At 62.8% G+C, this 21,623-nt stretch carries 26 protein-coding genes; 16 read left to right on the top strand and 10 right to left on the bottom strand.

Going from position 1 to position 21,623, the window contains the following annotated elements:
- The 5 genes from WB785_RS12960 to WB785_RS12940 all read left to right on the top strand — a co-directional run.
- The coding region (locus WB785_RS12960; protein ID WP_424079695.1) for a hemerythrin domain-containing protein at positions 1-544 on the top strand (544 nt) is incomplete at its 5' end.
- 101 nt (positions 545-645) lie between these two features.
- Positions 646-1,116 carry a nitroreductase/quinone reductase family protein gene (locus WB785_RS12955; protein ID WP_424079693.1) on the top strand — a complete coding sequence of 157 codons (471 nt, stop codon included), beginning with the start codon at positions 646-648 and terminating at the stop codon, positions 1,114-1,116.
- A gap of 138 nt (positions 1,117-1,254) precedes the next feature.
- On the top strand, positions 1,255-1,680 hold the full coding sequence (locus tag WB785_RS12950) for a cellulose-binding domain-containing protein (protein ID WP_424079692.1): 426 nt from the start codon (positions 1,255-1,257) through the stop codon (positions 1,678-1,680).
- Positions 1,681-1,806: 126 nt separating this feature from the next.
- Positions 1,807-2,439, top strand: coding sequence for a maleylpyruvate isomerase family mycothiol-dependent enzyme (locus WB785_RS12945; protein WP_424079702.1), 633 nt, complete (start codon positions 1,807-1,809; stop codon positions 2,437-2,439).
- Between the two features lie 225 nt (positions 2,440-2,664).
- Complete coding sequence (locus WB785_RS12940) at positions 2,665-3,252, top strand: HD domain-containing protein (RefSeq protein ID WP_424079691.1); 588 nt, start codon at positions 2,665-2,667, stop codon at positions 3,250-3,252.
- 40 nt (positions 3,253-3,292) lie between these two features.
- Here the strand turns inward: WB785_RS12940 and WB785_RS12935 are convergent, their stop codons facing one another.
- The 3 genes from WB785_RS12935 to WB785_RS12925 all read right to left on the bottom strand — a co-directional run bounded on the left by WB785_RS12935 (position 3,293) and on the right by WB785_RS12925 (position 5,976).
- On the bottom strand, positions 3,293-4,321 hold the full coding sequence (locus tag WB785_RS12935; protein WP_424079689.1) for a fused (3R)-hydroxyacyl-ACP dehydratase subunits HadA/HadB: 1,029 nt from the start codon (positions 4,319-4,321) through the stop codon (positions 3,293-3,295).
- Positions 4,322-4,410: 89 nt separating this feature from the next.
- Complete coding sequence (locus WB785_RS12930) at positions 4,411-5,253, bottom strand: alpha/beta fold hydrolase (RefSeq protein ID WP_424079687.1); 843 nt, start codon at positions 5,251-5,253, stop codon at positions 4,411-4,413.
- Positions 5,254-5,286: 33 nt separating this feature from the next.
- Positions 5,287-5,976 carry a hypothetical protein gene (locus tag WB785_RS12925; protein ID WP_424079685.1) on the bottom strand — a complete coding sequence of 230 codons (690 nt, stop codon included), beginning with the start codon at positions 5,974-5,976 and terminating at the stop codon, positions 5,287-5,289.
- A gap of 110 nt (positions 5,977-6,086) precedes the next feature.
- Between WB785_RS12925 and WB785_RS12920 the strand changes: the two genes are divergently transcribed.
- The 4 genes from WB785_RS12920 to WB785_RS12905 all read left to right on the top strand — a co-directional run bounded on the left by WB785_RS12920 (position 6,087) and on the right by WB785_RS12905 (position 9,609).
- Positions 6,087-6,725, top strand: coding sequence for a TetR/AcrR family transcriptional regulator (locus WB785_RS12920; RefSeq protein ID WP_424079684.1), 639 nt, complete (start codon positions 6,087-6,089; stop codon positions 6,723-6,725).
- 87 nt (positions 6,726-6,812) lie between these two features.
- Positions 6,813-7,574 (top strand): class I SAM-dependent methyltransferase, encoded by a 762-nt coding sequence (locus WB785_RS12915; RefSeq protein ID WP_424079682.1) that lies wholly within the window; start codon positions 6,813-6,815, stop codon positions 7,572-7,574.
- A gap of 219 nt (positions 7,575-7,793) precedes the next feature.
- Complete coding sequence (locus WB785_RS12910) at positions 7,794-8,714, top strand: NAD(P)H-binding protein (protein ID WP_424079680.1); 921 nt, start codon at positions 7,794-7,796, stop codon at positions 8,712-8,714.
- The gene (locus WB785_RS12905) at positions 8,707-9,609 is read left to right on the top strand and encodes an NmrA/HSCARG family protein (RefSeq protein WP_424079678.1); all 903 of its coding nucleotides are present in this window, start codon (positions 8,707-8,709) and stop codon (positions 9,607-9,609) included. Before WB785_RS12910 ends, WB785_RS12905 begins: the two co-directional genes overlap by 8 nt.
- Here WB785_RS12905 and WB785_RS12900 read toward each other — a convergent pair.
- On the bottom strand, positions 9,559-10,119 hold the full coding sequence (locus tag WB785_RS12900) for a carboxymuconolactone decarboxylase family protein (protein WP_424079676.1): 561 nt from the start codon (positions 10,117-10,119) through the stop codon (positions 9,559-9,561). The genes WB785_RS12905 and WB785_RS12900 overlap by 51 nt on opposite strands.
- A 113-nt stretch (positions 10,120-10,232) precedes the next feature.
- On the opposite strand from WB785_RS12900, the gene WB785_RS12895 reads away from it, so the two are divergent.
- Entirely contained in the window at positions 10,233-10,988 is a 756-nt protein-coding gene (locus WB785_RS12895) for an SDR family NAD(P)-dependent oxidoreductase (protein WP_424079674.1), read from the top strand.
- Between the two features lie 2 nt (positions 10,989-10,990).
- On the opposite strand, the gene WB785_RS12890 is transcribed toward WB785_RS12895, so the two are convergent.
- Positions 10,991-11,800 (bottom strand): SDR family NAD(P)-dependent oxidoreductase, encoded by an 810-nt coding sequence (locus WB785_RS12890; protein WP_424079671.1) that lies wholly within the window; start codon positions 11,798-11,800, stop codon positions 10,991-10,993.
- Positions 11,801-11,885: 85 nt separating this feature from the next.
- Between WB785_RS12890 and WB785_RS12885 the strand changes: the two genes are divergently transcribed.
- Together WB785_RS12885 and WB785_RS12880 are read left to right on the top strand one after the other, a co-directional pair.
- A complete protein-coding gene (locus WB785_RS12885) occupies positions 11,886-12,878 on the top strand; it encodes an NAD-dependent epimerase/dehydratase family protein (RefSeq protein ID WP_424079670.1) in 993 nt (330 codons plus the stop codon).
- On the top strand, positions 12,875-13,447 hold the full coding sequence (locus WB785_RS12880; RefSeq protein ID WP_424079668.1) for a TetR/AcrR family transcriptional regulator: 573 nt from the start codon (positions 12,875-12,877) through the stop codon (positions 13,445-13,447). The genes WB785_RS12885 and WB785_RS12880 overlap by 4 nt, the downstream gene beginning before the upstream one ends.
- A gap of 3 nt (positions 13,448-13,450) precedes the next feature.
- On the opposite strand, the gene WB785_RS12875 is transcribed toward WB785_RS12880, so the two are convergent.
- Positions 13,451-13,882: a VOC family protein gene (locus WB785_RS12875; RefSeq protein ID WP_424079666.1), complete on the bottom strand. Its 432-nt coding sequence runs from the start codon at positions 13,880-13,882 to the stop codon at positions 13,451-13,453.
- A gap of 57 nt (positions 13,883-13,939) precedes the next feature.
- Positions 13,940-14,362, bottom strand: coding sequence for a TIGR03618 family F420-dependent PPOX class oxidoreductase (locus tag WB785_RS12870; protein ID WP_424079664.1), 423 nt, complete (start codon positions 14,360-14,362; stop codon positions 13,940-13,942).
- A 170-nt stretch (positions 14,363-14,532) separates the two neighbouring features.
- Here WB785_RS12870 and WB785_RS12865 point away from each other — a divergent pair, with 170 nt between their 5' ends.
- From WB785_RS12865 to WB785_RS12855, 3 genes are read left to right on the top strand one after another with little or no spacing between them, the layout of a single operon-like run.
- Positions 14,533-14,838, top strand: coding sequence for a hypothetical protein (locus WB785_RS12865; RefSeq protein WP_424079662.1), 306 nt, complete (start codon positions 14,533-14,535; stop codon positions 14,836-14,838).
- A gap of 46 nt (positions 14,839-14,884) precedes the next feature.
- Positions 14,885-15,358 carry a DUF899 family protein gene (locus WB785_RS12860; protein ID WP_424079660.1) on the top strand — a complete coding sequence of 158 codons (474 nt, stop codon included), beginning with the start codon at positions 14,885-14,887 and terminating at the stop codon, positions 15,356-15,358.
- 34 nt (positions 15,359-15,392) lie between these two features.
- Entirely contained in the window at positions 15,393-16,370 is a 978-nt protein-coding gene (locus WB785_RS12855) for a sigma-70 family RNA polymerase sigma factor (protein ID WP_424079659.1), read from the top strand.
- A 2-nt stretch (positions 16,371-16,372) separates the two neighbouring features.
- Here WB785_RS12855 and WB785_RS12850 read toward each other — a convergent pair whose 3' ends face one another.
- Positions 16,373-16,627: a hypothetical protein gene (locus tag WB785_RS12850; protein ID WP_424079657.1), complete on the bottom strand. Its 255-nt coding sequence runs from the start codon at positions 16,625-16,627 to the stop codon at positions 16,373-16,375.
- 238 nt (positions 16,628-16,865) lie between these two features.
- On the opposite strand from WB785_RS12850, the gene WB785_RS12845 reads away from it, so the two are divergent.
- Entirely contained in the window at positions 16,866-17,747 is an 882-nt protein-coding gene (locus WB785_RS12845; protein WP_424079655.1) for a TIGR03854 family LLM class F420-dependent oxidoreductase, read from the top strand.
- A gap of 392 nt (positions 17,748-18,139) precedes the next feature.
- Here the strand turns inward: WB785_RS12845 and WB785_RS12840 are convergent, their stop codons facing one another.
- A complete protein-coding gene (locus tag WB785_RS12840; RefSeq protein WP_424079653.1) occupies positions 18,140-20,965 on the bottom strand; it encodes an RND family transporter in 2,826 nt (941 codons plus the stop codon).
- Complete coding sequence (locus WB785_RS12835; protein WP_424079700.1) at positions 20,962-21,360, bottom strand: MmpS family transport accessory protein; 399 nt, start codon at positions 21,358-21,360, stop codon at positions 20,962-20,964. The genes WB785_RS12840 and WB785_RS12835 overlap by 4 nt, the downstream gene beginning before the upstream one ends.
- Between the last annotated feature and the right edge of the window lie 263 nt (positions 21,361-21,623).

Raw genomic sequence — 21,623 nt, 5'->3', positions numbered from 1 at the left:
GGCCCGCACCGTCGCCAGGCACGCCCGCGAAGTCCTCGACATGCTCCATCACCACCACCTGGGCGAGGACGAACTGCTGTGGCCGAGACTGTCGGCCCGGACCCGATTCCACACCGATCTGCTCGCGCGCATGGACAGCCAGCATCACGGCCTCGCGGTGCTGCTCGAGCACGCCGCGACCGTGCTGCCCGCGTGGCAGGACGCGCCAAACGCACACACCAGCACACCACTGACCGCGCTCTTGGAGCAGATCTCGAACGGACTCGACGAGCACTTCGATGAGGAAGAAGCGGAGATCCTGCCGATCGTCGAACGCGTGATCACCGCGGCCGAATACCACGAGGTAGGCGAACGGGGACTGGTGTCGATACCCCTGACACGCCGACTGATCGTGCTGGGCTACCTCCTCGAAGACGCCACCCCCCGGGAACGAACCGACTTCCTCGCTGCCGTACCCGCACCTGCCCGACTCGCCTACCGCCTCATCGGAGTACGCCAACACCGCCACGAGACCGCGCGACTCCGCGGCCCGCTACGACCCTGAACACCCCGCGGGCCCGCAGCACCAGCCTGTGAGAACTGGTCAGCGGCACCGGCTCCGGCGCCGCTGACCGTCAACCAATCGAGGAGAAGGAGAGAGATCTGATGAGCTTTGACACCCCGCACGGCACCCGCGGTGCCCGCCAGCCCGGCGGGAAGCTGATGGCCTGGATGAACCGCTGGAACATGAATCGGATCCGCGGCAACGCCGAGAAGGTGATGGGCATGCAGGCATTGGTCCTGAGCACCGTCGGCGCCAAGAGCGGCACCCCACGCCACACCCCGGTCGCCTACTTCCCTGACGGCGCCGACAGCTGGCTGATCGTCGCGTCTGCGAACGGGGCGGCAAAGAACCCAGCCTGGTACTACAACCTCGCCGCCCACCCCGACACCGTGCAGATCCAGATCGCCGGTCGCACCATCGAGGTCAGTGCCGAGCAGTTGCACGGCACCGCCCGCCAGCATGCCTGGCGCCACATCACCAGCGCGGCAGACCGTTTCGCGAAATACGAGCAGAAAACCGACCGCGAACTCCCCGTCATCCGGCTGCGCACCCGACCCACCCCAACGCAGTAGGCGCCAACAGCCGCCAATACATGGTTCAGGGTGAATCGAGGCAAACATTTCGCGACGGTTTCAGTTCAGCAAAGGTACTGCAGCTTACCCGCGATGCGAGGGCCGGTATTCGCCTGTTTGGCGTTAGTGTTGGCTGCTATGGCAGGACTGGACAATTACGTGAAGCGCTGGCGCACAGCGCTTCACGTAACCGTGGCATTGATAGTTGCCATCCTCGGACTCGCCATCAACCCAGTAGCCCATGCAGCCGCGGCCACGGCGACGTTGTCAGTGTCACATACGTGGCAGACCGGTTTCATCGCCCACTTCAGCATCACCAACTCGAGCACCGTGCAGCTAACCGATTGGAAGCTTGAATTCGACATGCCAGTGGGACAATCCGTCTCGCACACATGGAATAGCACCGTTGCACAAACAGGCACGCACTATGTTCTCAGCCCCGCGAATTGGAATCGCAGCATTGCGCCTGGCGGTTCAGCCACAGGTGGTTTTAGAGGTGTGCTGACCGGTTCCTACTCGCCGCCGTCGAATTGTCTGCTCAACCGGCAATATCCTTGCACCTAGACGCCCGGCGACATCAAAATCTGTTGAGCGAGCCGCAGTAGAAATTGTACTGTGTACCTGCGCGGCTTCTGGAGTGTGGCTTGAAGGTGCCCGTCCCGATATTCTGCATCCGTGCGGCTCAGCGCTATAGAACGCGAACAAGTATTCGCGGCGGTGGCAGACCAGCGGAGGTCGATCGCTACGTTCATCGACGGTCTTGACACCAACCAATTGGCCACCCCAAGCCTGTGCGCTGGTTGGGACGTCAAAACGGTTGCCGCACATCTGGTCAGCGACTTCGCCGACGGATTCTGGGGCTTTATGGCCAGCGGCCTTCGCCACGGCAGCATCAATCGCGGGATCGACGCACTCGCCCGTCGCCGGGCGCAAGCGCCGGCCGCGGAGATCGCCGAAATGCTGCGCCGCCACGCTGACTACAGATTGAGTCCGCCGGTGACGGGTCCGGTATGCGGGCTGACTGACGTGTTGGTGCATGGTGCGGACATGCGGATCCCCCTGGGACTTCCGCATCGGCCAGATCCACACCACGTCGCCCGGGTGCTCGATTTCCTCACGGGCCCAACGCAACTCGGCTTCTTTCCGCAGCGACGCCTGCGCGGTATCGCGCTGCACGACGACGACACCGGTCGAACATGGGGCCGTGGCGATCCGATTCGGGGGCCGGGCGCGGCAGTGATGCTGGCGATATGCGGACGCACCGTCGCATTCGACCGTCTGAGCGGCCCCGGACTCGCCGTGTTGGAATCCCGGCTCACCTGAATGCCGTGAGCAACTCGACCGCCGGTCAGCGGAAGCGGATGTTCAACGTCGCCAGGCCGAAGATCTTCGGCAGTTCTAGGCCCGAGGTCGTGCAAACGCAGGCGAGGATGATGGCGCCAAGGCACGCCGCTCATGTCCGAATCTGAGGGGGGTCTGACCTTGTGGTCATGATCGCCCGGCGCGACGATCGTGTTCAATCCACCCATCCATCACAACGGAGCTCTAATGATCCCCGCAATCCCGGAAACAGCCGCGGCCGCAGCGGCCGCCGACCTCGCCGCGGTCGCGGCACCCCCGTACCTGCTCAACCACAGTTATCGGACATTTCTGTTCGGCCGATGCCTGGTGCCCGCCGGCGATGTCGACGACGAGGCTGCGTTCGTCGCCTCGATGCTGCACGACCTCGGGTTGACCGACGAACACAAAACCGAGCGGGAGTTCACGCGTAGCGGCGCTGAGCTGGCATGTGCATTCCTGGAACAGCGCGGATGGCCGCTCGAACGGATCCGGCTCGTAGAGCAAGCGATCTTGCGACACGCGAATCTTGTCGTCGAAGAGGTTCCGGTCCATCGTCTCCTACAAGCAGGCGCGGCGGTCGATGTTGCGGGGCTTGGCAGCGACGAGCTGAACCCCGAATCGCTTTCCGCGATCGTCTCCGCTTACCCCCGCCTCGACTTCGTCAAGCAGATGCCCTTGATCTTTCTCGACGAAGCCCATCGACACCCGAACGGCGCCTTCGCAGAACTCGAACGAAATGTCGCTCTTTCCACCAGGTTTGCCGCAAATCCCATCGATCACACGCCGGCGGCGTGACAGCAACACCCGCACGAGAGACGAGCAAGTCGGTCGCCGGTCAGCGGAAGCGGATGTTCAACGTCGCCAGGCCGAAGATCTTCTTGCCATCGGACTTCGCGCCGACGATGATGACACCACTGCGGGTCGCCGGGTCCAGCGACTTGACGCGGCCGGTGAATTCGATGTCTGCGCCCTCTTTGGCCGACACGATCGCGGGCGCCGACAACCGCACCGCATAGCGGGTAACCGCACCGGGGTCGCCCGACCATGCGGAGGCGAATCCGGCACCCAAACCCATCGTGAGCATTCCGTGGGCGATCACGTCGGGCAGGGTGGCCAGCTTGGCAATGTCCTCATCCCAGTGAATCGGGTTGGCATCACCGGCCACGCCGGCGTAGTTGACAAGGTCGCCGCGGGACAGCCGGGTGTGGTGCGCTGCTAACTCGTCCCCGACCTTCATGTCATCAAAGTTCGGCGTCCCCGGCGTACGGGTAGTGCCGCCTTCGGCGATCCGGACCTCGCCCTCGGGGCGCACCGTCTTGTGGTACTCGGATTCACCGATTCCGAAGATGTCCACGTCGTGCATCATCATTTTCTGCACAGCCGTCTTGATCGCCGGATCGACGTCCTCGTTGGTGAGACCGACGACGGTGGTGTGCAGAGTGTGCACGCGTTCGCCGGCAGTGTCGGTGAAGGTGTTGGTCACGGTGATGAGATCTCTGCCGGCAATTCTGCGCACCGAGGTCAGTTCGACGTCGACGTACAGCTCATCGCCGGCAACGATCGGGCGGTGCTGCTCGAAGACTTCTTCGGTCTGCATGTAGGTGTCGTAACCGACGACCACCTGTTCGAACATGTGGCGATTGCAGGTCATGCCCGGGGTCGACGTAAATGTCAGCGGCGCCACCACGTCCGAGTAACCCAGCTCCGCGGCGGCGGCGACGTCCCAGTGCGCAGGGTGGTAGTCCTGCACCGCGCGGGCATACTCGCGGACCTTTTCGCGGCCGACCAGATACGTGCCGTCCATCTGGTAGTAGTGGCCGACCCGCGATTCGAGCGCTGACGCTTCTGCTGCTGCTGCGGTCATGGATGTACTCAACTTTTCTGTCGGCTTGTTCGCTGTGGCCGACTAGAGCACAGTAACGTGCGGACACCTGGGCAATGCCTGCCCGTACGCTAGGCCGCTGGGTGGGCGCCGATCCAGTCGAGCAGCAGCTCGGCTAGCTTGTCGGGTTGTTCGTCGGGTATCCAGTGCGAGACTCCGGGCAATATCTCGAACCGGTATTCGCCGCTGACGTATCGGGCGGTGTCATGGGCCGCTTTGGGGAGCAACGCAACGTCTTGGTCGCTGTAGACGTACATCGTTGGCACAGAGATCTTTTGATTGTTCGCACGCGGATTGGACAGCGGAATCGCGCGGTACCAATTGAGGGCAGCCGTCAGAGCTCCGGGTTCGCTTATCGCCTGCGCATCCCTCTCGGCAGCGGCGGGCGTCTGTCCGCTTCGCCGAAGGGACTCGGAGACTAGCGCGCCGTTGCGGCGCAAGAGCAGCCATTCTGGTATCCGCGGCAACTGAAAGAAGTACATGTACCAAGACGCCAGACCCTGGCGACTGGTGATGAACGATTTGATGAATGCGGCGGGATGCGGCACCGAAACCGGCGACACGGTTGCCAGCCGCTCAGGCATTTCCGCCGCGGTGGCCCACGCAACCGCGGCGCCCCAGTCGTGTCCGACGAGGTGCACTCGTTGCGCGCCGCTGGCATCGATCAATGCGCCGATATCGGCGACGAGTTCGGGCATGCGGTAGTCGCGCCGACGCAATGGTCGAGCGCCCGATGAATAGCCCCGTTGGTTGGGCGCTAGGCAGCGGTAGCCCTGTGCGGTGAGCCTGTCAATGACGGCGTCCCAGCTGTCGTTGTGTTGCGGGAAGCCGTGCAGCAGCACTACGACAGGTCCATCAGCTGGACCGGCATCGCGAACATCGAAGGTCAGGCCATTGCGGCGGTATTGCTCCATCGGTCAAGCATGTCCCATCGGTCTGCCGACCCGTCACTGAGCCTCCCGCCGCATCGCTTGTGCGGTTTGCATGATCCAGGCAAACAGCAGGAACGGGATGCCCCAGATGACCAAGAAACCCTCGAGCGATAGGGGGCCATCGGGTGCGATGAACGCGGCGAGAAGCACCACGTGAGCGGTGGCGGCAACGACCGCAAGGTGAGCGGTAGGCCGTGGCAGCACCCGATAGCGGTACACCGCAATGGCGAACGACCCCAACGCTACGGCCGTCGGTATCCCTGACATCGCCAACAATCCGACGGTGAGGTCGTAGAGAAGCGTCGTTAGCTCGGCGCCACGCGGTCGGTACAGCAGGAGATTGAACGCGGTGAACCCGCTGAGTATCAGGGTCACGACTCCGACGAAGCCAACGGCAAAGACTGCCGCCAAAGTCGACCCCGCCGGAAGTCGATGACGAAGGTACGTCCACACCGCGGCACTAAAGACGAACCAGCACGCGACGCCAACGGTGTAGAGCACCTGCGTCGCGACCAACCGGTCGTGGTGGGCCGCGGCCCAGCGTGCGACTTCGGCGCCCGACGTCGCGGTCGCCGGGCACGACCAGATCGGATAGACGGCGATTCCGACCGCTGGGATGACGACTCCCAACACGCCGGCCCACCGCGCCACACGCGGCGTACTTGAAGATTCGGCAGCGATGGTCGCTGGGGCGTGATCGTCCACGGGCGCTCCTAACAGGCATTCTTACCAATGGATAGTTATCTACCATTGGCAAGTTTGCCGCATGGCCCGGAACTTATCAATGGTCAGATACTTCGGTAGGCTGAGCCACCATGGCGACCGATCCCGCGAAGCCCTACCACCACGGGCAACTCGAGCGTGCGGGCATCGACGGGGCCGTCGAAGAAGTCGAGACCGTTGGCGTCGCTGCGGTAAGCATGCGTCGCATTGCTCGGCGGGCCGGGGTGTCGCATGCGGCATTGGCCTACCGGTTCGGCGACAAGAAGGGAATCTTCACGGCGGTCGCCGCCGAGGGATTTCGTCTTGCCGCGGAGATGATCGGCTCCGCCGCGACCGGACCCGATCTATTCGTGCGCGGTGGCCAAACGTACATCGCGTTTGCGCTGGCCCACCGCGGCTATTTCGAGGTGATGTTTCGCCCCTACCTTTACCGCGGCGACGACCCAGATCTAGTGGTGGCCAAGAATGCGGCCTTTGACGTTCTCTATGGCAGCGCCAGGGCCAGCCTCGTGGCTCATCGCTCGGGAGCCGTAACCGATGAGGATGTCCGCGACTTGGTGCTGGCCGGTTGGTCGATATCGCATGGATTCGCCACCCTCGCGCTGACCGCGAACCTTTCCGAACAACTCGACACCGACACCGAAGTGCTTGCCGCACAGATCGTCCGCGGCGTCATCACGATGGGTGAGTTAGCGAGCGAAGCAATGAATCACCCGTCCCGAATGGAATAGCTGCTGATTGTTTGACTAACAGGCCTGGCCTACGACTTCTTCTCGCGGAAGCCTCCTGGTCCGGCCCTTCGCGGAGAGGGGTCAGGCGTGAACGGTTCGCCTACCGATGCCTCGTATGACCGTATTGGTGTGGGGTATAAGCGTTTTCGCCGACCAGACCTGCGCATCGCGGCCCGGCTCACGTCTGCTCTTGGCGATGCTCGCACCGTGGTTAACGTCGGCGCCGGTACGGGCTCCTATGAGCCCACCGATCGCTTCGTCGTGGCTGTGGAGCCCTCGCAGCAGATGGTCAAGCAACGGGAGCGAGATGCCGCCACTTGCATCAGAGCGGCCGCTGAGCACCTACCGTTTGACGACCAGAGCTTCGTTGCGGCCATGGGGATCTTGACGATTCACCATTGGTCGGATCCTGTGGCGGGATTGCGCGAAGTTGTCCGCGTTGCTGGGCGAGTCGTTCTGTTTGCTTACGAACCGGCTATCCACAGCGCGTTTTGGCTCTGGCAGGAGTACTTCCCAGCAGCCGCTAGCGCCTCGGCCGCATCCGAATTGCCTATCGCGCAAGTGGCAGATGTCATCGGCGCCGATCGAGTGGAGACTGTTCTTGTGCCGCACGATTGCTCGGACGGCTTCGGACCGGCCTACTGGCGTCGACCGGCCGCCTACCTTGACCCCGATGTGCGTAGTTGCATCTCAGGCCTAGCGCGACTCCCCGCGAAGGACCTTGAACCCGGACTTGAGCGGCTACGCCGGGATCTCGACAGTGGCGCTTGGCAGACCCGTCATCGAGACCTTCTTGATCTCGACGCTATCGACGCCGGTCTCCGCATCGTCGTGCGGGAGGGTCCGTGACCGAGGTCGTCGACGATTGACGAATTGTTGGTTGCGTTGGCGGTCCGCTGGACCCTGACTTCAGCGCCGCGGTTGTCGACCCGTTCATCAATGGAATGGCGTCCAACGACTACGCAGGGCCGGTGTGCGCCGTCTTGAGGCCCCCGGTAGCCGATGAGTTTGAGGATCGTGCCTCCTCTATATGGCGTACAGATTGCTTTCGCTTTGAGGAGAGTGGAGATGACGCAGGCCGGTTTGACACGTTTCTTGATCGTCGGCGCTGGTGGAAGTCATGGGGCCACGGGCAACCATGTGGCGCGCCAGCTGCTCGCGCGGGGACTCCCGGTTCGGGCATTTGTCCGCCGGGTTGATCGACGCGCCGACGAGCTGCGGGGCCTGGGCGCGGAAATCGCTGTCGGCGATATTCGCGACTACGAGGCCGTGCGCGCTGCGCTGGATGGAGTGCAACGTGCGTACTTCACGTACCCGATCGCCGAAGGCCTTCTCGAAGCGACAGCCACCTTCGCCGCTGCGGGAAAGCACACGGGTTTGCAGTCGTTGGTCAACATGTCCCAGATCACGGCTCGCCCGGATCACGCGAGCCCGGCCGCACGCCAACATTGGCTGTCCGAGCGGGTGCTCGACTGGTCGGGGATCGACGCCACACATCTGCGACCGCCGTTCTTTCTGGAGAATCTGGTCATCTCCGCCGCCACCATTGCGACCGAAGGCAAGATGTACCTCCCCTATGGCCAAGGACGGCACGCTCCCGTCGCGGGAGCAGACATCGCCCGGGTGGCAGTGGGCATCCTGACCAATCCTGGCAAGCACACCGGTAAGACCTATGTGCCCACCGGCCCGGTGTCGTTGTCGATGACCCAGCAGGCGCGCGAATTAACCCGCGTACTGGGCCGATCGGTGGAGTACGTGGACCTCCCCGTCGAGCACTGGCGGCAGGCCCTATCCAAGCTCGACAGCATGTCGCCTTACTTGATCGAGCACCTCTCGGCTGTGGCCGTGAGCTACCAGAACGGTGAATTCGACGCGCTGACCGATGTCGTCGAAACGATCGGCGGCGCCCCACCGCAATCGTTCGAGGCGTTCATTCGCCAACACCAAGCGATGTTCGGGGTAGCGCAGGAGGCTCAACGAAATGCCTAGCGAATCACCGCGGGAAAGACCGATCACAGTGATGGGCGCGACGGGCCAGCAAGGCGGCGCTGTCGTCAACGCCCTTCTGAACCTTGCAGTCCCGATTCGCGCAGTCACTCGAAATCCCAACGGCGACAGGGCTCGTACGCTCGCAAAGCGCGGAGTCGAGGTCGCCTACGCAGACCTTGAAGACGCCGACTCGGTGCAGGCGGCGTTTGACGGTGCTGCGGCGGCGTTCGCGATGACGACCCACGACGGGCCGGACGGTCCGAAGCGCGAGGTCACCCACGGGCGGGTGATCGCGACGGCCGCCGCCGACGCCGGGTTGCCGTTCCTGGTTTACAGCTCTGTCGGCGGTGTCGAACGTGCCAACGGTGTGCCGCATTTCGAAAGCAAGCGTCACATTGAGCAACGTCTACTCGAGTCCGTTCCGGCGACCTTTGTGCGGCCAACGTTCTTTATGGAGACGCTGCGCATGATGATCCGGCGCGACGAGGATCGTGTCGCCCTCGCGATGCCCTTGCCTGGCGATGTTGCGGTGCAGATGATTTCGGTGCGGGACGTCGGCCGGGTGGCGGCAACCATCTTGGCAAAGGGCGACCCTGCGGTGGCGCCGGTGGAGATCGCCGGTGACGAGCTGACCGGTGAGCAGGTCGCCGAGCGGATCGCCCAACGGCTCGGCTTGCCCGCCACATACGTGCAACTGCCCCTTGATGTCCTGGGTGACGACCACGACCTCAAGATGATGTTCCGTTGGTTGGCCCGCCTGCCTGCCTATCAAGCAGATTTCACGCGCACCCGAGAGCTCATTGGCGATGTGCAGGACTTGCCGCAATGGTTGGCCGAGCAGCCGTCAGACGGCGCGGTCGATCTGGTCGGGGGAGTACTGGATGACCGGAGCTGAGTCGCCGTAGATGTTCAGGGTATGAATGAAGCGGTGTAGTCCCATCGCCGACGCGCAGGTGAAGCCAAGCTCCACGATCTGAGCCGCGGTGAAGTGCTCGCCGAGGCGCCGATAGAACTCGTCGTCAATCGCGTGGTGATCCGCCGAGAGCAGATCAAGGAATTCGATCGCGATCTGCTCCTGCGGCGTGAGCGTGCCATGGCCCGGCGCGAGAAGACAGGCAACGTCCTCGTCAGTGATCGAATCGTGCTTACGCGATTGACTGCAGGGCTCGCATTCGCCGAGTTGCGCACTGCGAATCCGGAGCAGCTCCAAGATTCGACCGCCAAGCAGCGAGTCAGCCCCCAGGTAGGTGCGCGCCATGTTCACCTGGGCGAGTTGGGCACTGCGATAGGCGAAGATCTGCAGCGGCACTGGTGTGGCGTATAGCCCATCGGCTACGCCGCCCTCGACTATTTCGCGCGATTGCTCACTGAGCTGATCCATCGGGATCGGTGCGATACGTGGCATACCTTGACCGTAACGTCGTTCAGGTTTGTTCGGCGGCAGTTGTGCGATTGGCGGCGGCCCAACTAGCGAGGGAGGCGGCGCAGGTGTCTCGTTTGGTCGGCAAGGTAGCAATTGTGACGGGTGGCGCCGGGGGTATCGGCGCGGCAACTGTGCGGGCCCTGGCGGGCGAGGGCGCTTCGGTTGCGGTCGTCGACATCGACGAGAACAAGGCAGCCCAGGTCGCCGATGAAGTCGTCGCATCCGGAGGCCACGCCATTGGCCTCGGCGGCGACCTGTCGGTCGAGGCCGCAACCGAGGCGGCAGTGCAGTCCACGCTCGCCCGGTTTGGCCGGCTGGACATTCTGCACAACAACGCTGCCCTGACGGCTTCCGATTTTCTCGCCCGCGACACCACAGTGACGGAAATGACGCTCGACGTGTGGGAGCGCTCGGTCGCGGTCAACCTCAGCTCGCAAATGTTGATGTGCAAGCACGCCATCCCGGCGATGGTCCATACCGGTGGGGGGTCGATCATCAACATGTCGTCGGGGGCGGCACTGTCGGGTGACCGTACCCGCGTCGCGTATGCCGTCGCCAAGGCCGGGGTAAACGCGCTGACGATGTATGTTGCGACCAGTCACGGCAAGCAGGGTGTGCGAGCGAATACCATTGTGCCGGGCCTGATCCTGACCGATGCAGTCAAGAAGCATCTCTCGGAAGACATACTGGTAAGCCTGGGGAACGCCACCCTGACGCCTTACCCAGGACGGCCCGAGGATGTCGCAGATCTCGTAGTGTTCCTGGCGTCCGACGAATCGCGTTACATCACCGGTCAGATGATCTGCATCGACGGTGGTATGTCGACCCACGTGGCGGCAAAAACGGACTGAAGTCACCGCGTCGGGCCGAGAACGTACTCACCGGTGGTCGGGTGGTGGTACCAGCCACACGACGCCTGGGTTCCACCGTCCACGTGGATGGTTTGGCCGGTGATATAGCTGGCCATATCGGACGCCAGGAAGACTGCAGCGCAAGCCATTTCATCGACGTGGCCCGCCCGCCCCATGGGTACAACGAGGCCGAATTGTTGGTCGGAGTCCGGCGGCGCGATCGCAGCTATCCCTTCGGTCAGCGTGATATCGGGCGCCAGGGCATTGATCCGGATGCCGTGCGGCGCGAGCTCAAGGGCGGCAGTCTTGGTGTAGTTGATGACTCCGGCCTTGGCCGCCGCGTACGTCGCGAAACCCGGTGCGGCCCTGATGCCTTCGATCGAGGTCACGTTGATGATGCTGCCGGACAGTTTCTCCTCGACGATTCCACGCGCTACCCGTTGGGTGCATAGGTACACGTGGCGAAGGTTGGCCCGGTACAGGGCATCCCAGCCGTTCTCGGTGGTTTCCAGGATCGAGGAGTGGAACACCCCGCCGGCGTTGTTCACCAGGATGGTCACCGGCCCGAGTTCGGCGACGGTGCGGGCTAGCGCGGCGTCGACCTGTGTGCTGTCGCGGACATCGGTGGTGATACCTAAGGCGCCGACCTCCGCTGCCGCGGCGGCGCACGACTCGGGATTGCGTTCCCAGATCGCGACCGAGGCGCCGAACGCTTTGAGACCTGCCGCGACACCGCGGCCAATACCTGCTCCGCCGCCGGTGACAACCGCAACCTGGTCGGTCAAGAGAATCTTCGAGGTATCGATAGGCATGCAGAAACCCTAGAACAAACGCAGGTAACGTGTTACTTTCTTTACGTTTTGTGTTATGAACGTAAGAAAACAAGGGTGGCCTATCGTGCCCAGCACCATCTTCGTGACCGGTGCCACCGGTCAGACCGGGTCCAACGTTTGCGAACAGCTGGTCGAGCGGGGTGACCACGTGCGCGCACTGGTACGCAACCCCGACGAGGCCGCCGCGCTCGCCGAGATCGGTGTCGAGCTGGTCAAGGGAGATGTTTCCGATGCCGACGATGTCCGTCGCGCGGCGAAGGGAGCCGAGGCCGCGATTCACTGCGCGGCGCTGCTTGGGGGTGCAAGTCAAGACTTGGAAGACTTCAAGGCGGTCAACACGATTGGCACGACGAACGTCCTGAATGCGGCAAAGACGCTGGATTTTCGTCGGGTGGTCGCGCTGAGCACAGCCACGTTTCTCAACCTGGGCAAGGGGCTACCGTTCGAGGAGGCACCCGTCCTCGAGAATCAACCAAACGACCCCTACACCGTCACCAAACTCGCGGCATTTCTCGAAGCGCACAAGCGCGCCGAGGCGGGCGATGACGTGCTTACCTGCCATCCGGGAGCGATTTACGGTCCTGGTCTGGTCGTCGAGCGTGCCTTGCACCGAACCAGCTTCAACCGCGTGCTGTTGGCCGGCATGCGAGGGCGGATCAAGCGGTATCTGGCATTCCCGGTGACCTGGGTGGCCGGCGCCGACGTCGCAGCGGGAGCGGTCGCTGCCCTTGATCGAGGGGTCGCGGGCGAACGGTACTTGCTGGTCGGCCGGCCGGAGGACACTTTCAGCACCGCGGGCGGCATCAATCGCGCCTGCGAGGTCGCGGGCATCGACCACCGTGTGGAGGACCTGGATTACCGCTCCGACCCGGAGGCACTGACGGCCGAATTCGGCCCCACGTTGATGGCGATCGCCAAAGCCGCAGCGAAGCAAGTGCGTACGCCGAGACCACGCGACAACCTGACGAGCCGGCGGCTCAACTATCAGCCGATGTCGTTCGACGACGGGCTGCGCTTGCTCGTTCAGTGGCTGCGCAAACTCGGTCGCCTCGAATGAGCCAGTTCGTAGTACGGGAATCCCCGTTGGATCGCAGGGATAAGTCCGAACGAATACTCACCGCGGCGCGGCGGCTCGTAGTCCAACAGGGCGCCCGCAGATTGTCGTTGACGGATGTGGCGACGCTTGCCGGGATTTCGCGACCCACCCTCTACCGCTACTTCCCGACCAAGGAAGACTTGCTCACTGCGTTGGGGAAGCTTGAATACCAGCGAATCAACGTGGCAATGCAGCAGGCCATCTCGGGCGTATCGGGCCTGGAACGGCTCGAGGCGGCAGTCGATGTCGTCGCGGCCTTCCTTCGCGAACAACCGCCCCGCAGCCTCGTCGACCTCGACCCAGGATTCGTCAACGACGAAATGGCGCGCGTACTGCCCACGGTTACAGAGGTGTTGGCGGCGGTCCTCACCCAATGCGCCGACGAGGCCGACATCGCTTTTCCCGCTTCCCCGCATGACATGGCGGGCGCCATCGCACGAATAGCGTTGAGCCACTATATCTTTCCCGACGTCGATGCTGAAGCAGTGCGCCGCCAGATCCGCGCCGCAGCGGGACTACCCGCCCGCTAGCAGTCAGGCTCGGGTCATGCGGCGCAATGTGATTGGGTTGTTCGGCTCGGCCCAGGTGATTTCGAAGTAGTTGTCTTCTGGGTCGCAAAGGTAGGCAGAGCGGCCGGCGAAGAACTCGGCGTCGACGGGCTCTTTGGTCACGTGCGCGCCGGCGTCGCGCATGTGCTCGGTCAGCTCGTCGACCTCTTCGGCTGTGTCGACCATGATGCCCACGGTGGAGCGGATCCCTGCACTGCCCAGGTCCGGTTCGGTGTTTCCGTCACGGGCGAGCTCAGCGATGGGAAATAGCGCGAGGACGACGCCGCGCACTTCGAAGGCCACAAACTCGCCGTCGTCGATAATCGTCGGCCAGCCGACCCGGCGGTAGAACTCGCGGAGTCTAGGAAGATCGCGTGCGCCGAGCGTGATCATTACGTCCGCCAGAGGTGTGCTCATGGCTTCAGTATCGGCTGGGCGCCTGACACTTTGGGCGCAGCTCGACGACAGGTGCCGTCAGGATGCCCAGGGTCCGACGCCGCCGACCTTCTCGATCGTGATGTGAGTCCGGTATCCGTCCGGTGAGCCGGGCGGCGGGAAACCGGTGCCAGGACCGAAGAGCGTCGTTGCGATCTCGTCGAGCATTTCAGGGGCGCCGCCCTCCTCAACGCGGGCCGTGCCCTTGATCGAAAGATAAGGTGTCTGCGGCCCGCTGCGGTCGGTCGACGCGATGGTCACCGCCACGCGGGGATCACGCCGAACGTTGCGGACCTTCTGGTGCTCAAACAGATGAGCGGTCACCAGCTCATCATTGCCGTCGGCCGTGCTCTGAACCACCATCCAAACGAGGCTTATCTGCGGGCTGCCGTCGCGATTGACCGTGACCAGCGTTGCCGGGTTGGAACCGATGAGTTGGCGTGCGGTGTCGTCGAGTTTCATTTCTGCTCCTCATTTCCAGCGGGTTTCTGCTGTCTGCGGCTCATTAAACGAGCCGTCGTCGATATGGAGGCGGCGAGTCGCCGAAACTCATCGCCGTTAGCGCGACCAGGCATCACCGTGCGATGAGTTTGGTAACCACCGGGGCTCTGTAATAGCGGGAGGTGATGGAGGTGCGCAGAGCTGTGGTGGTGCAGTACGTCACGACGCGTCAGGGCGCGCGACGCAACCGCGAACTGATCGAGGACGTGCTTGCCGAACTGGCGGCCCGAGATCCGGGCGGATTGGAGTACCACGTGCTGGTGCTCGACGACGCGGTCGGATTCATGCATATCGTCGCGTTCGACGGCACCGCTGACCCGTTCGCGGACTGCGACGCATATCGCGAATTTCACCGGGAACTTGCCCAGCGCTTGGCAACAAAGCCCGTCGTGACGCGTGCGGCGTTGATCGGTTCGTATCACGGGGCCGGGCGATGAGTTTCGAGCCGTGGGCTCCTCAGTAATGCTGAGGAAAGGAGTCAACGTGAAAATCACACATACCGCCTCGCGCGAGGAGTGGCTGGCGGCGCGCTTCATGTGGCTGCACGACATCGATGAGGGCTGCCCGAGTTGCTCGTTCGCGGTGGACAACATGCCCGATCCGATCCATCTCAACGAAGGCGCACGGCTCAGCGAGTTCAAGTCGCGGATGGGATGCCGGCTGCCCTGGTACTCGTCACACGGCAGCGATTTCAATTACGACTTCCATGTCAGCACCGACGAGTCGATCGCGCCCGTCGAATACAACTACAAGAACAAGGCAACTCTGGTGCGCGACGGGCTGGAGTACGTGGCCACCAACGGTTCCGACGGGCAGGGCGTCAGCGTCTTCGTCCAGGATGACGGCAACGTCTTTCACACCTATTCGGCCTACGGTGTCGGCGCTGATGTCATGCTGAGCACCTACCGGTTCCTCGATCTGACCCCGCGGGGCCGGCAGCGCTATATCAACGAATGACCGCGGCACGACACGTACGGGGCACCGGATCGTCATGAGCATCACCATTGATCGTGGGGGAGAGGACTTCGCGCGCCTGGCCGAGCCGTTTCGAGGTGAGCTAGTCGCCTACGGCTACCGCATGCTCGGCTCGGTCGACGATGCCGAAGAAGTCGTGCAGGACGTCTACTTGGACGCGTGGCGGGCCTACGACCGGTTCGAAGGCCGCTCGTCCCTGCGTACCTGGTTGTATGCCATCGCAACCCGGGCATTCGTGAAAGCCATCGAGCGCCGAAAACGTCGGCCGCTTCCATCGGACCTGAATGCGCCTGCCGCCGACCCCACCGCGCGCCCCGTTCCCGGCGATGAGGTGACTTGGCTGCAGCCCGCACCAGATTCGTTGCTGGCAGGCACGACATCCGATCCCGCCGCGGTGGTGACTTCACGCGAAACCATGCGGCTGGCGTTCGTCGCTGTGCTGCAGTACCTTCCACCACGGCAGCGGGCTGTGCTGATTCTGCGTGACGTATTGGGTTGGTCCGCAGCGGAAGTCGCGGCGCTGCTCGATCTGAGCGTGGCGGCGGTGAACAGTGCGTTGCAGCGAGCCCGCTCGCATCTGCCCGCAGACAGCGACCCGTTGGTACCGCCATCCGAAGAGCGCCAACGTGAACTTCTCGACCGGTATGTGGCCGCATTCCAAAACGCCGACGTTGACGGATTAGTCGCGGTGTTGACCGAAGACGCGCTCTACGAGATGCCACCGTTTCTCACATGGTTTCAGGGCAGTGCGGCGATCGGCGCTTTCCTGGGTCCGCGCATGCGCGGCTTCGGGAAAACCCCAGTCATACGCACTTCGGCCAATGGGCAACCCGCGGTTGCGCTGTACCCGGCGACCGGTGACGGACAGCATCGACTGCACGCTCTGCATGTACTCACCCCCGTCTCGCAGGGTGTCGGCCGCGTGGTGGCCTTCATGGACGTGGATGCGTTGGGGCACTTCGGCCTTCCGCTTCTGCTGCCGACTGACCAATAACGCTAGTGGCGCAGTTTGTTGAACTGTTCCTCAACTCGGAGCGCGCTAGCGGCAGTTCGGTAGCTTTCGACGACACCCTCCAGCCGTGCCCGGGAGCCGTCGAAGCACGCCCAGTCAAAGACGGCCTGACATACGTGGTCGGCCAGACTGCGCAAGATGCCATCGCGAGGAGGGTTGTCGATAACTCTGATCGCGGCCGTGCAGAGCATGCCCTTGTCGACGTTATCGTTGTGCATTGCCCGCCGAGCCATTGTCATGAGGTTCCGGGTATGTCCGCCCTCGAAATCCATCCGTCCCCCGTGCGTCGTAGATCAGTCGAGTCGTAAAGCTAGTGGAAAAATGAGTCAGCATCGACCACGTTCTGGTAACAGGAACACATCAGTCTGAATCGGCCCGTTCGCAATCCGGATTCCCGTCGGTTCCATACCCTGCGGGCAGAAATGGTGGTGCGGCCGCGTTGCGATACATACGCGCGATAAGACGGAGGCAGATGCGGTGAAGATTCGCTTCGGAGTCAGCTTGGGTGTGAACACCGACCCAGGGCAGCTCGCCAGCATCGTCGATCACCTCGAGGCCAGCGGGGTCGACTCGCTGTGGTTTTCCGAGCTGGTTTACACCCCAGCGGTGGATCCCATGGTGGGCATGGCCTACGCACTAGCTAGAACGACCCGATTGAAGGTCGGCACCTCGGTTGTGGTGCTTCCGGGGCGACATCCGGTGCTGGTGGCCAAGCAGTTGGCGTCGCTGGCGGCCCTGGCGCCCAAGCGGGTGCTGCCGGTCTTCGGGTTGCGGTCGGCGATTGCGGCCGAGCGCGAGCTGTTTGTCGTCCCCGACGGCGAGCGCGCCGCCGTGTTCGACGAATCGCTGCAGTTACTCCGGGCGGCGTTGACGGAGGATTCGGCCAGCTACTCCGGCCGGTACTTCACGGTTAGCGAGACGGCGATCACGCCCCGACCGGAACCTCCGCTCGATATTTGGTTGGGTGGTTCTGCGCCGGCGGCGTTTCGGCGCATCGGCACGTTCGGCGATGGCTGGCTGGGTAGTTTCCTCACGCCAACCGAGGCCAGGGCAGGGCGCGAAGCGATCGAACATGCTGCGGCGCAGGCGAACCGACACCTCGAGCCGGATCACTTCGGGATTTCGTTGGCCGTCGCCGACGGTGAGGTGCCGGCAGAGCTAGGAGCGGCGGTCCGCCGACGTCGTCCAGATCTGGATCCAGGTGAGCTGATCGCCGCGGACTGGGATCAGCTGCATCGCCAGCTAGACGGTTATTTGGCGGCCGGTTTGACGAAGTTCGTCATTCGGCCTGCCGGCAACAAGCCACTGGACGACTTCATCGATCGATTCGTCGCCGAGTTGGCCGATCGCCAGGACTGAGCCGCCGGGCATGCCAGCGTCTGCTTGATGTGTTCAAACCCAGTTGGCTCACGATTCGTAACACAAAAATTGTGCACTAACCTAGAGTCGGAACTACGTTGCCGCGCAACATAACTCAACTGGCGTTAGGGTCGCAGGCCGTCGGGAACGCGGGGGCGGCAGGTCCAAATATTGCTACCTCGCCACATCCGTAACACTGGCCTCTGTCGGAGGCGACGCCCGATGTGCCCGCCTAGTAGCGACAACCTCATTCGCAGCACAGCGCTACCAAAATTGTCGCTCAGAGCCGGGCACATCGGGTGTCGACCGGCCCAGAGACGCATGTGACAGTTGCGACCCAGAGGATGTGAGCGCCGCGCAGTGTGCACTGATTGAGCCAGTCGAAATCGCTTTTATCGCTGCGGTAGCGGGCGGGTACGCACCAGTGTGGGCCACCAGAACCACGGCCCGAGGATTCTGAGGATGCACGGCACGACGAACGAACGCACGATAAGCGTGTCGAGCAGCAGGCCGATGCAGACAGTGGAGCCCACCTGGCCGATGGTTCTGAGATCACTTGTCAGCATTGCCAGCATGGTGAACGCGAACACCAAACCCGCCGACGTCACCACACCACCGGTGCTTCCGAGCGCGCGGATCAGACCGGTGTGGATTCCGGCGTGGAGCTCCTCTTTGACGCGCAGGATCAACAGGAGGTTGTAGTCCGAACCCACCGCCACCAGGATGATGAACGTCAGCGGCAATATCAACCAGTACAGGGGCAGGCCGATGAGGTGCTGCCAGACGAGTATGGACAGCCCGAACGCTCCGGCGTAAGAGAAAGCCACGGTGCTGGGGATGACCACGGCGGCCATCAGACTTCGCGTGAGGAACAACATGATCAAGAAGATCAGCACGAAGGCAGCGATCGCCACGATAAGCAGATCGGATGCGGCGTATTGCTTGATGTCCTTATTGGTTGATCCCGAACCGCCGATATAAACTTTGGCGCCGGCCAGCGAGGTCTCTTTCAGCGCCGCGGTTATCGCTGTGGGGAACTGTTCAACATGCTGCACGCCATCCGGGCCATTGGCGTCCCCCTCGTGGGTGATGATGAGCCGCGCAGCCTTGCCGTCCGGCGACATCAGCAGCTGCATACCCGTCTTGACGTCTTCGTTGTCAAAACCCTCATGCGGGATGTAGAAGAAGTCGTCGCTGCGGGACTGGTCGAAGTCGAGCCCCACGTTGACCTGGTCGAAGAATGTCTGGTCGGTCTGTGTGGACTGTAGCGACGAGGAACCGTAGCTATTGACCAAAAGACGCGCCAAAGACTCCGAGTCGTCTGCCGTGAGTTTCAGTTGCGTGATGATTTGCGGTAGGACCTTGTCGATCTCTTCGAGGGAGATCCTGGCGTTGTTGATGTCTGCGGCCAAGTGGTCGATGTGGTCGATCGTGTCCCATAGCGATCTGAAGGTCCAGCAAATGGGTATGTCGAAACAGTGCTTCTCCCAATAGAAGTAGCTCTTCAGCGGCCGGAAGAAATCGTCGACGTTTGAGACTTCCTCATTCATCTCCTCGGTGACCCTCTGCAGATCCTCAACGGTGAGAACCGTCTGGTGCAGCTCATCCGACATCTTTTGGAAAAAGGCGATCTCTTTCCGTAGGACCTCGACGGTGTGCGTCGTGACCTGTGCCTGCTCGCTGGTGTTAGCGTTTTGCTGCTGGTTGAACGGGAGCTGTTGACCGTTCCCGCTGCCTTGTGTGGTGAATAGGTACGGGAGTGTGGCATGTTCCAAGGCTCGGCCCATGGGCCTGGTGATGCTTTGCACCATCGCGACACCGGGAAGGCGCTCGAGGGCCTTGGCCGCACGGTCCAATGAGATGAAATCAGCAGAGTTTCGCATGTCGTGATCCGACTCGATCATCAGCATCTCGGAGAACAGCTTGCTCTTCGGGAAGTGCCGATCCGCGGCCTGGAAACCCTGATTGGCGGGGCCGCTGCGCGGTTGGTACTGACGGTCGTCGTAGTTCTGCCGATACGTCGGCACGAAGATTGCGCCGAACACGACGGCAGCGGCACTGGCCGCGAGGACCGGCACCGGCCATCGCACCACGCTCGTGCCGATCCGCCGATACAGATGCGCCTTGGCCTTGCCTCTCGGGTCGAAGAGCCCGAAAAGGCTGCCCACGGTCAAGAAGGCCGGGCCGAGCGTCAGCGCTGCCGCGATCGTGAACAGCATGGCGATAGCGACGGCCGGGCCCATGGTGTGGAAATAGTTGAGTCGCGCGAAAGTCAAGCAGTAACAGGCCCCTGCGATGGTCAGCCCCGAGCCAAGGATGACCGGCGTGACACTCTTATAAGCGGTGTAAAACGCCTCCTCCCTGGTTTCGCCATCGTGTCTCGCTTCGTGATAGCGGCCCATCAAGAAGATGCCGTAATCCGTCCCCGCTCCCAGGGTCAGCGCGACGACGATGTTCACCGCGAATGACGAGAGCTCGATGTAGCCGAGATGCCCGAGGGTCGCGATAACCCCCTTCGCGACCAGCAGCTCGAACAGAACCCCGGCCAACCGCACAAACAGAGTGACGATGGAGCGGTACACCAGCAGCAACATCCCGGTGATGAGGAAGATCGTCACGATCGTGATGTTGTTCAAGCTTGAATTCGCAATGGCCACCGTGTCTTTGGCGAGCGGGGCCGCGCCGCTGACGTACACCTTGAGCCCGGGTGGCGGGTGGTCCTTGGCGACGATGTCCCGAACGGCACTAACGGACTCATTCGCTTGCATTTGGCCGATATCGCCCGCGAGACGCAACAGCACGTACGCGCACTTGCCGTCGAGGCTCTGCGCCCCCGCGGCGGTGATCGGCTTGCCCCACAGATCCATGACGTACTGCACATGCTTGGGGTCTTGCTTGAACCGGCGCATCAAATCGTCGTAGTACTGATGATCCACGTCGCCCAGCGGCCGGTTGGCTTCCAGCACGATCATGGCCAAGCTGGTCGAATTGGACTCGTGGAACTTCGCACCGATGGCCAGCAACGCCCGCTGCGACGGCGCGTAGTGCGGGACCACCGGCCCCGCGAGCTCTTCTGCGACCCTCTCTACCTGCGGCATGAAGGTGTTCGTCGACACGGCAAGAAGGCCCCAGAATGCGATGATCGGTATCGCGAAGATGCGGACCATTCGGGGGACGAAGGGCCGTTTCACGCGAGGTTCGGCTCGATGCTCGCTCATGCGGATTTCACCAGGCAATAGACGTGTGCATCCTGATGGGTATCGGACTGTTCAGCGCGGACAACGCCATTCACCCGCAAGCGGCAGCCGACTTGACCGCCATGAACCTGCGCCGAGATGCTGCCGGACACCACGGTGAGCGTGGTCGCCTCGGTGTGCGACCACGGCAAGGTCGTGAGATTGACCTGATGCGGATGCCCGTTGATGTCCACCCAGACGAGAATCCCCCCTTGCCCGACGGAGCCGAACAACTCATAGGTGAGCTTTTTGATACTGAACTCCGGAGGCGCTGCCGGCTGATTGACGGTGATGACAGGCGGGGGAGCGGAGAACTGATGCACCTTCCACATGGCCACCGCCCCAACGCCGACCACAACGACGGCAACCAAAGGCATCCAGACTCGCGCCAGCACAGTCCTGCCGGCTGAACGAGGGCTCACTCCATCACCTTCCGGAATCCGGTCCCCGACCTCGTGTTCTCGCTTCGTCCCTTACGCAGGAGCCGGGGCGACATGCCTCGGAGTCATATATCAACTAGGTTGAGATATGACCGGATATGAGATTACCAGCCCCTTCCGGAACGTAAGCAAGCGGTGTGGGACGTTATCACCTGCTGGTGCCGTCGGCAGCACGGGCGAACCAAAGTCCAACTCATCGG

The sequence above is a fragment of the Mycobacterium sp. genome (assembly GCF_049585075.1).
Taxonomy (GTDB): domain Bacteria; phylum Actinomycetota; class Actinomycetes; order Mycobacteriales; family Mycobacteriaceae; genus Mycobacterium.
The sequence above is the reverse complement of the archived record's forward strand: the minus strand, read 5'-3'. Positions and strand labels throughout refer to the sequence as shown.

Excerpts from the sequence above, each read along its gene's own strand:
- WB785_RS12900 (WP_424079676.1), bottom strand. The coding sequence starts at position 10,119 with ATGCCACGTATCGCACCGATCCCGATGGATCAGCTCAGTGAGCAATCG.
- WB785_RS12920 (WP_424079684.1), top strand. The coding sequence starts at position 6,087 with ATGGCGACCGATCCCGCGAAGCCCTACCACCACGGGCAACTCGAGCGT.
- WB785_RS12875 (WP_424079666.1), bottom strand. The coding sequence starts at position 13,882 with ATGAGCACACCTCTGGCGGACGTAATGATCACGCTCGGCGCACGCGAT.
- WB785_RS12890 (WP_424079671.1), bottom strand. The coding sequence starts at position 11,800 with ATGCCTATCGATACCTCGAAGATTCTCTTGACCGACCAGGTTGCGGTT.
- WB785_RS12840 (WP_424079653.1), bottom strand. The coding sequence starts at position 20,965 with ATGAGCGAGCATCGAGCCGAACCTCGCGTGAAACGGCCCTTCGTCCCC.
- WB785_RS12870 (WP_424079664.1), bottom strand. The coding sequence starts at position 14,362 with ATGAAACTCGACGACACCGCACGCCAACTCATCGGTTCCAACCCGGCA.
- WB785_RS12850 (WP_424079657.1), bottom strand. The coding sequence starts at position 16,627 with ATGACAATGGCTCGGCGGGCAATGCACAACGATAACGTCGACAAGGGC.
- WB785_RS12905 (WP_424079678.1), top strand. The coding sequence starts at position 8,707 with ATGCCTAGCGAATCACCGCGGGAAAGACCGATCACAGTGATGGGCGCG.
- WB785_RS12930 (WP_424079687.1), bottom strand. The coding sequence starts at position 5,253 with ATGGAGCAATACCGCCGCAATGGCCTGACCTTCGATGTTCGCGATGCC.
- WB785_RS12880 (WP_424079668.1), top strand. The coding sequence starts at position 12,875 with ATGAGCCAGTTCGTAGTACGGGAATCCCCGTTGGATCGCAGGGATAAG.
- WB785_RS12910 (WP_424079680.1), top strand. The coding sequence starts at position 7,794 with ATGACGCAGGCCGGTTTGACACGTTTCTTGATCGTCGGCGCTGGTGGA.
- WB785_RS12835 (WP_424079700.1), bottom strand. The coding sequence starts at position 21,360 with ATGCCTTTGGTTGCCGTCGTTGTGGTCGGCGTTGGGGCGGTGGCCATG.
- WB785_RS12935 (WP_424079689.1), bottom strand. The coding sequence starts at position 4,321 with ATGACCGCAGCAGCAGCAGAAGCGTCAGCGCTCGAATCGCGGGTCGGC.
- WB785_RS12940 (WP_424079691.1), top strand. The coding sequence starts at position 2,665 with ATGATCCCCGCAATCCCGGAAACAGCCGCGGCCGCAGCGGCCGCCGAC.
- WB785_RS12955 (WP_424079693.1), top strand. The coding sequence starts at position 646 with ATGAGCTTTGACACCCCGCACGGCACCCGCGGTGCCCGCCAGCCCGGC.
- WB785_RS12855 (WP_424079659.1), top strand. The coding sequence starts at position 15,393 with ATGAGCATCACCATTGATCGTGGGGGAGAGGACTTCGCGCGCCTGGCC.
- WB785_RS12950 (WP_424079692.1), top strand. The coding sequence starts at position 1,255 with ATGGCAGGACTGGACAATTACGTGAAGCGCTGGCGCACAGCGCTTCAC.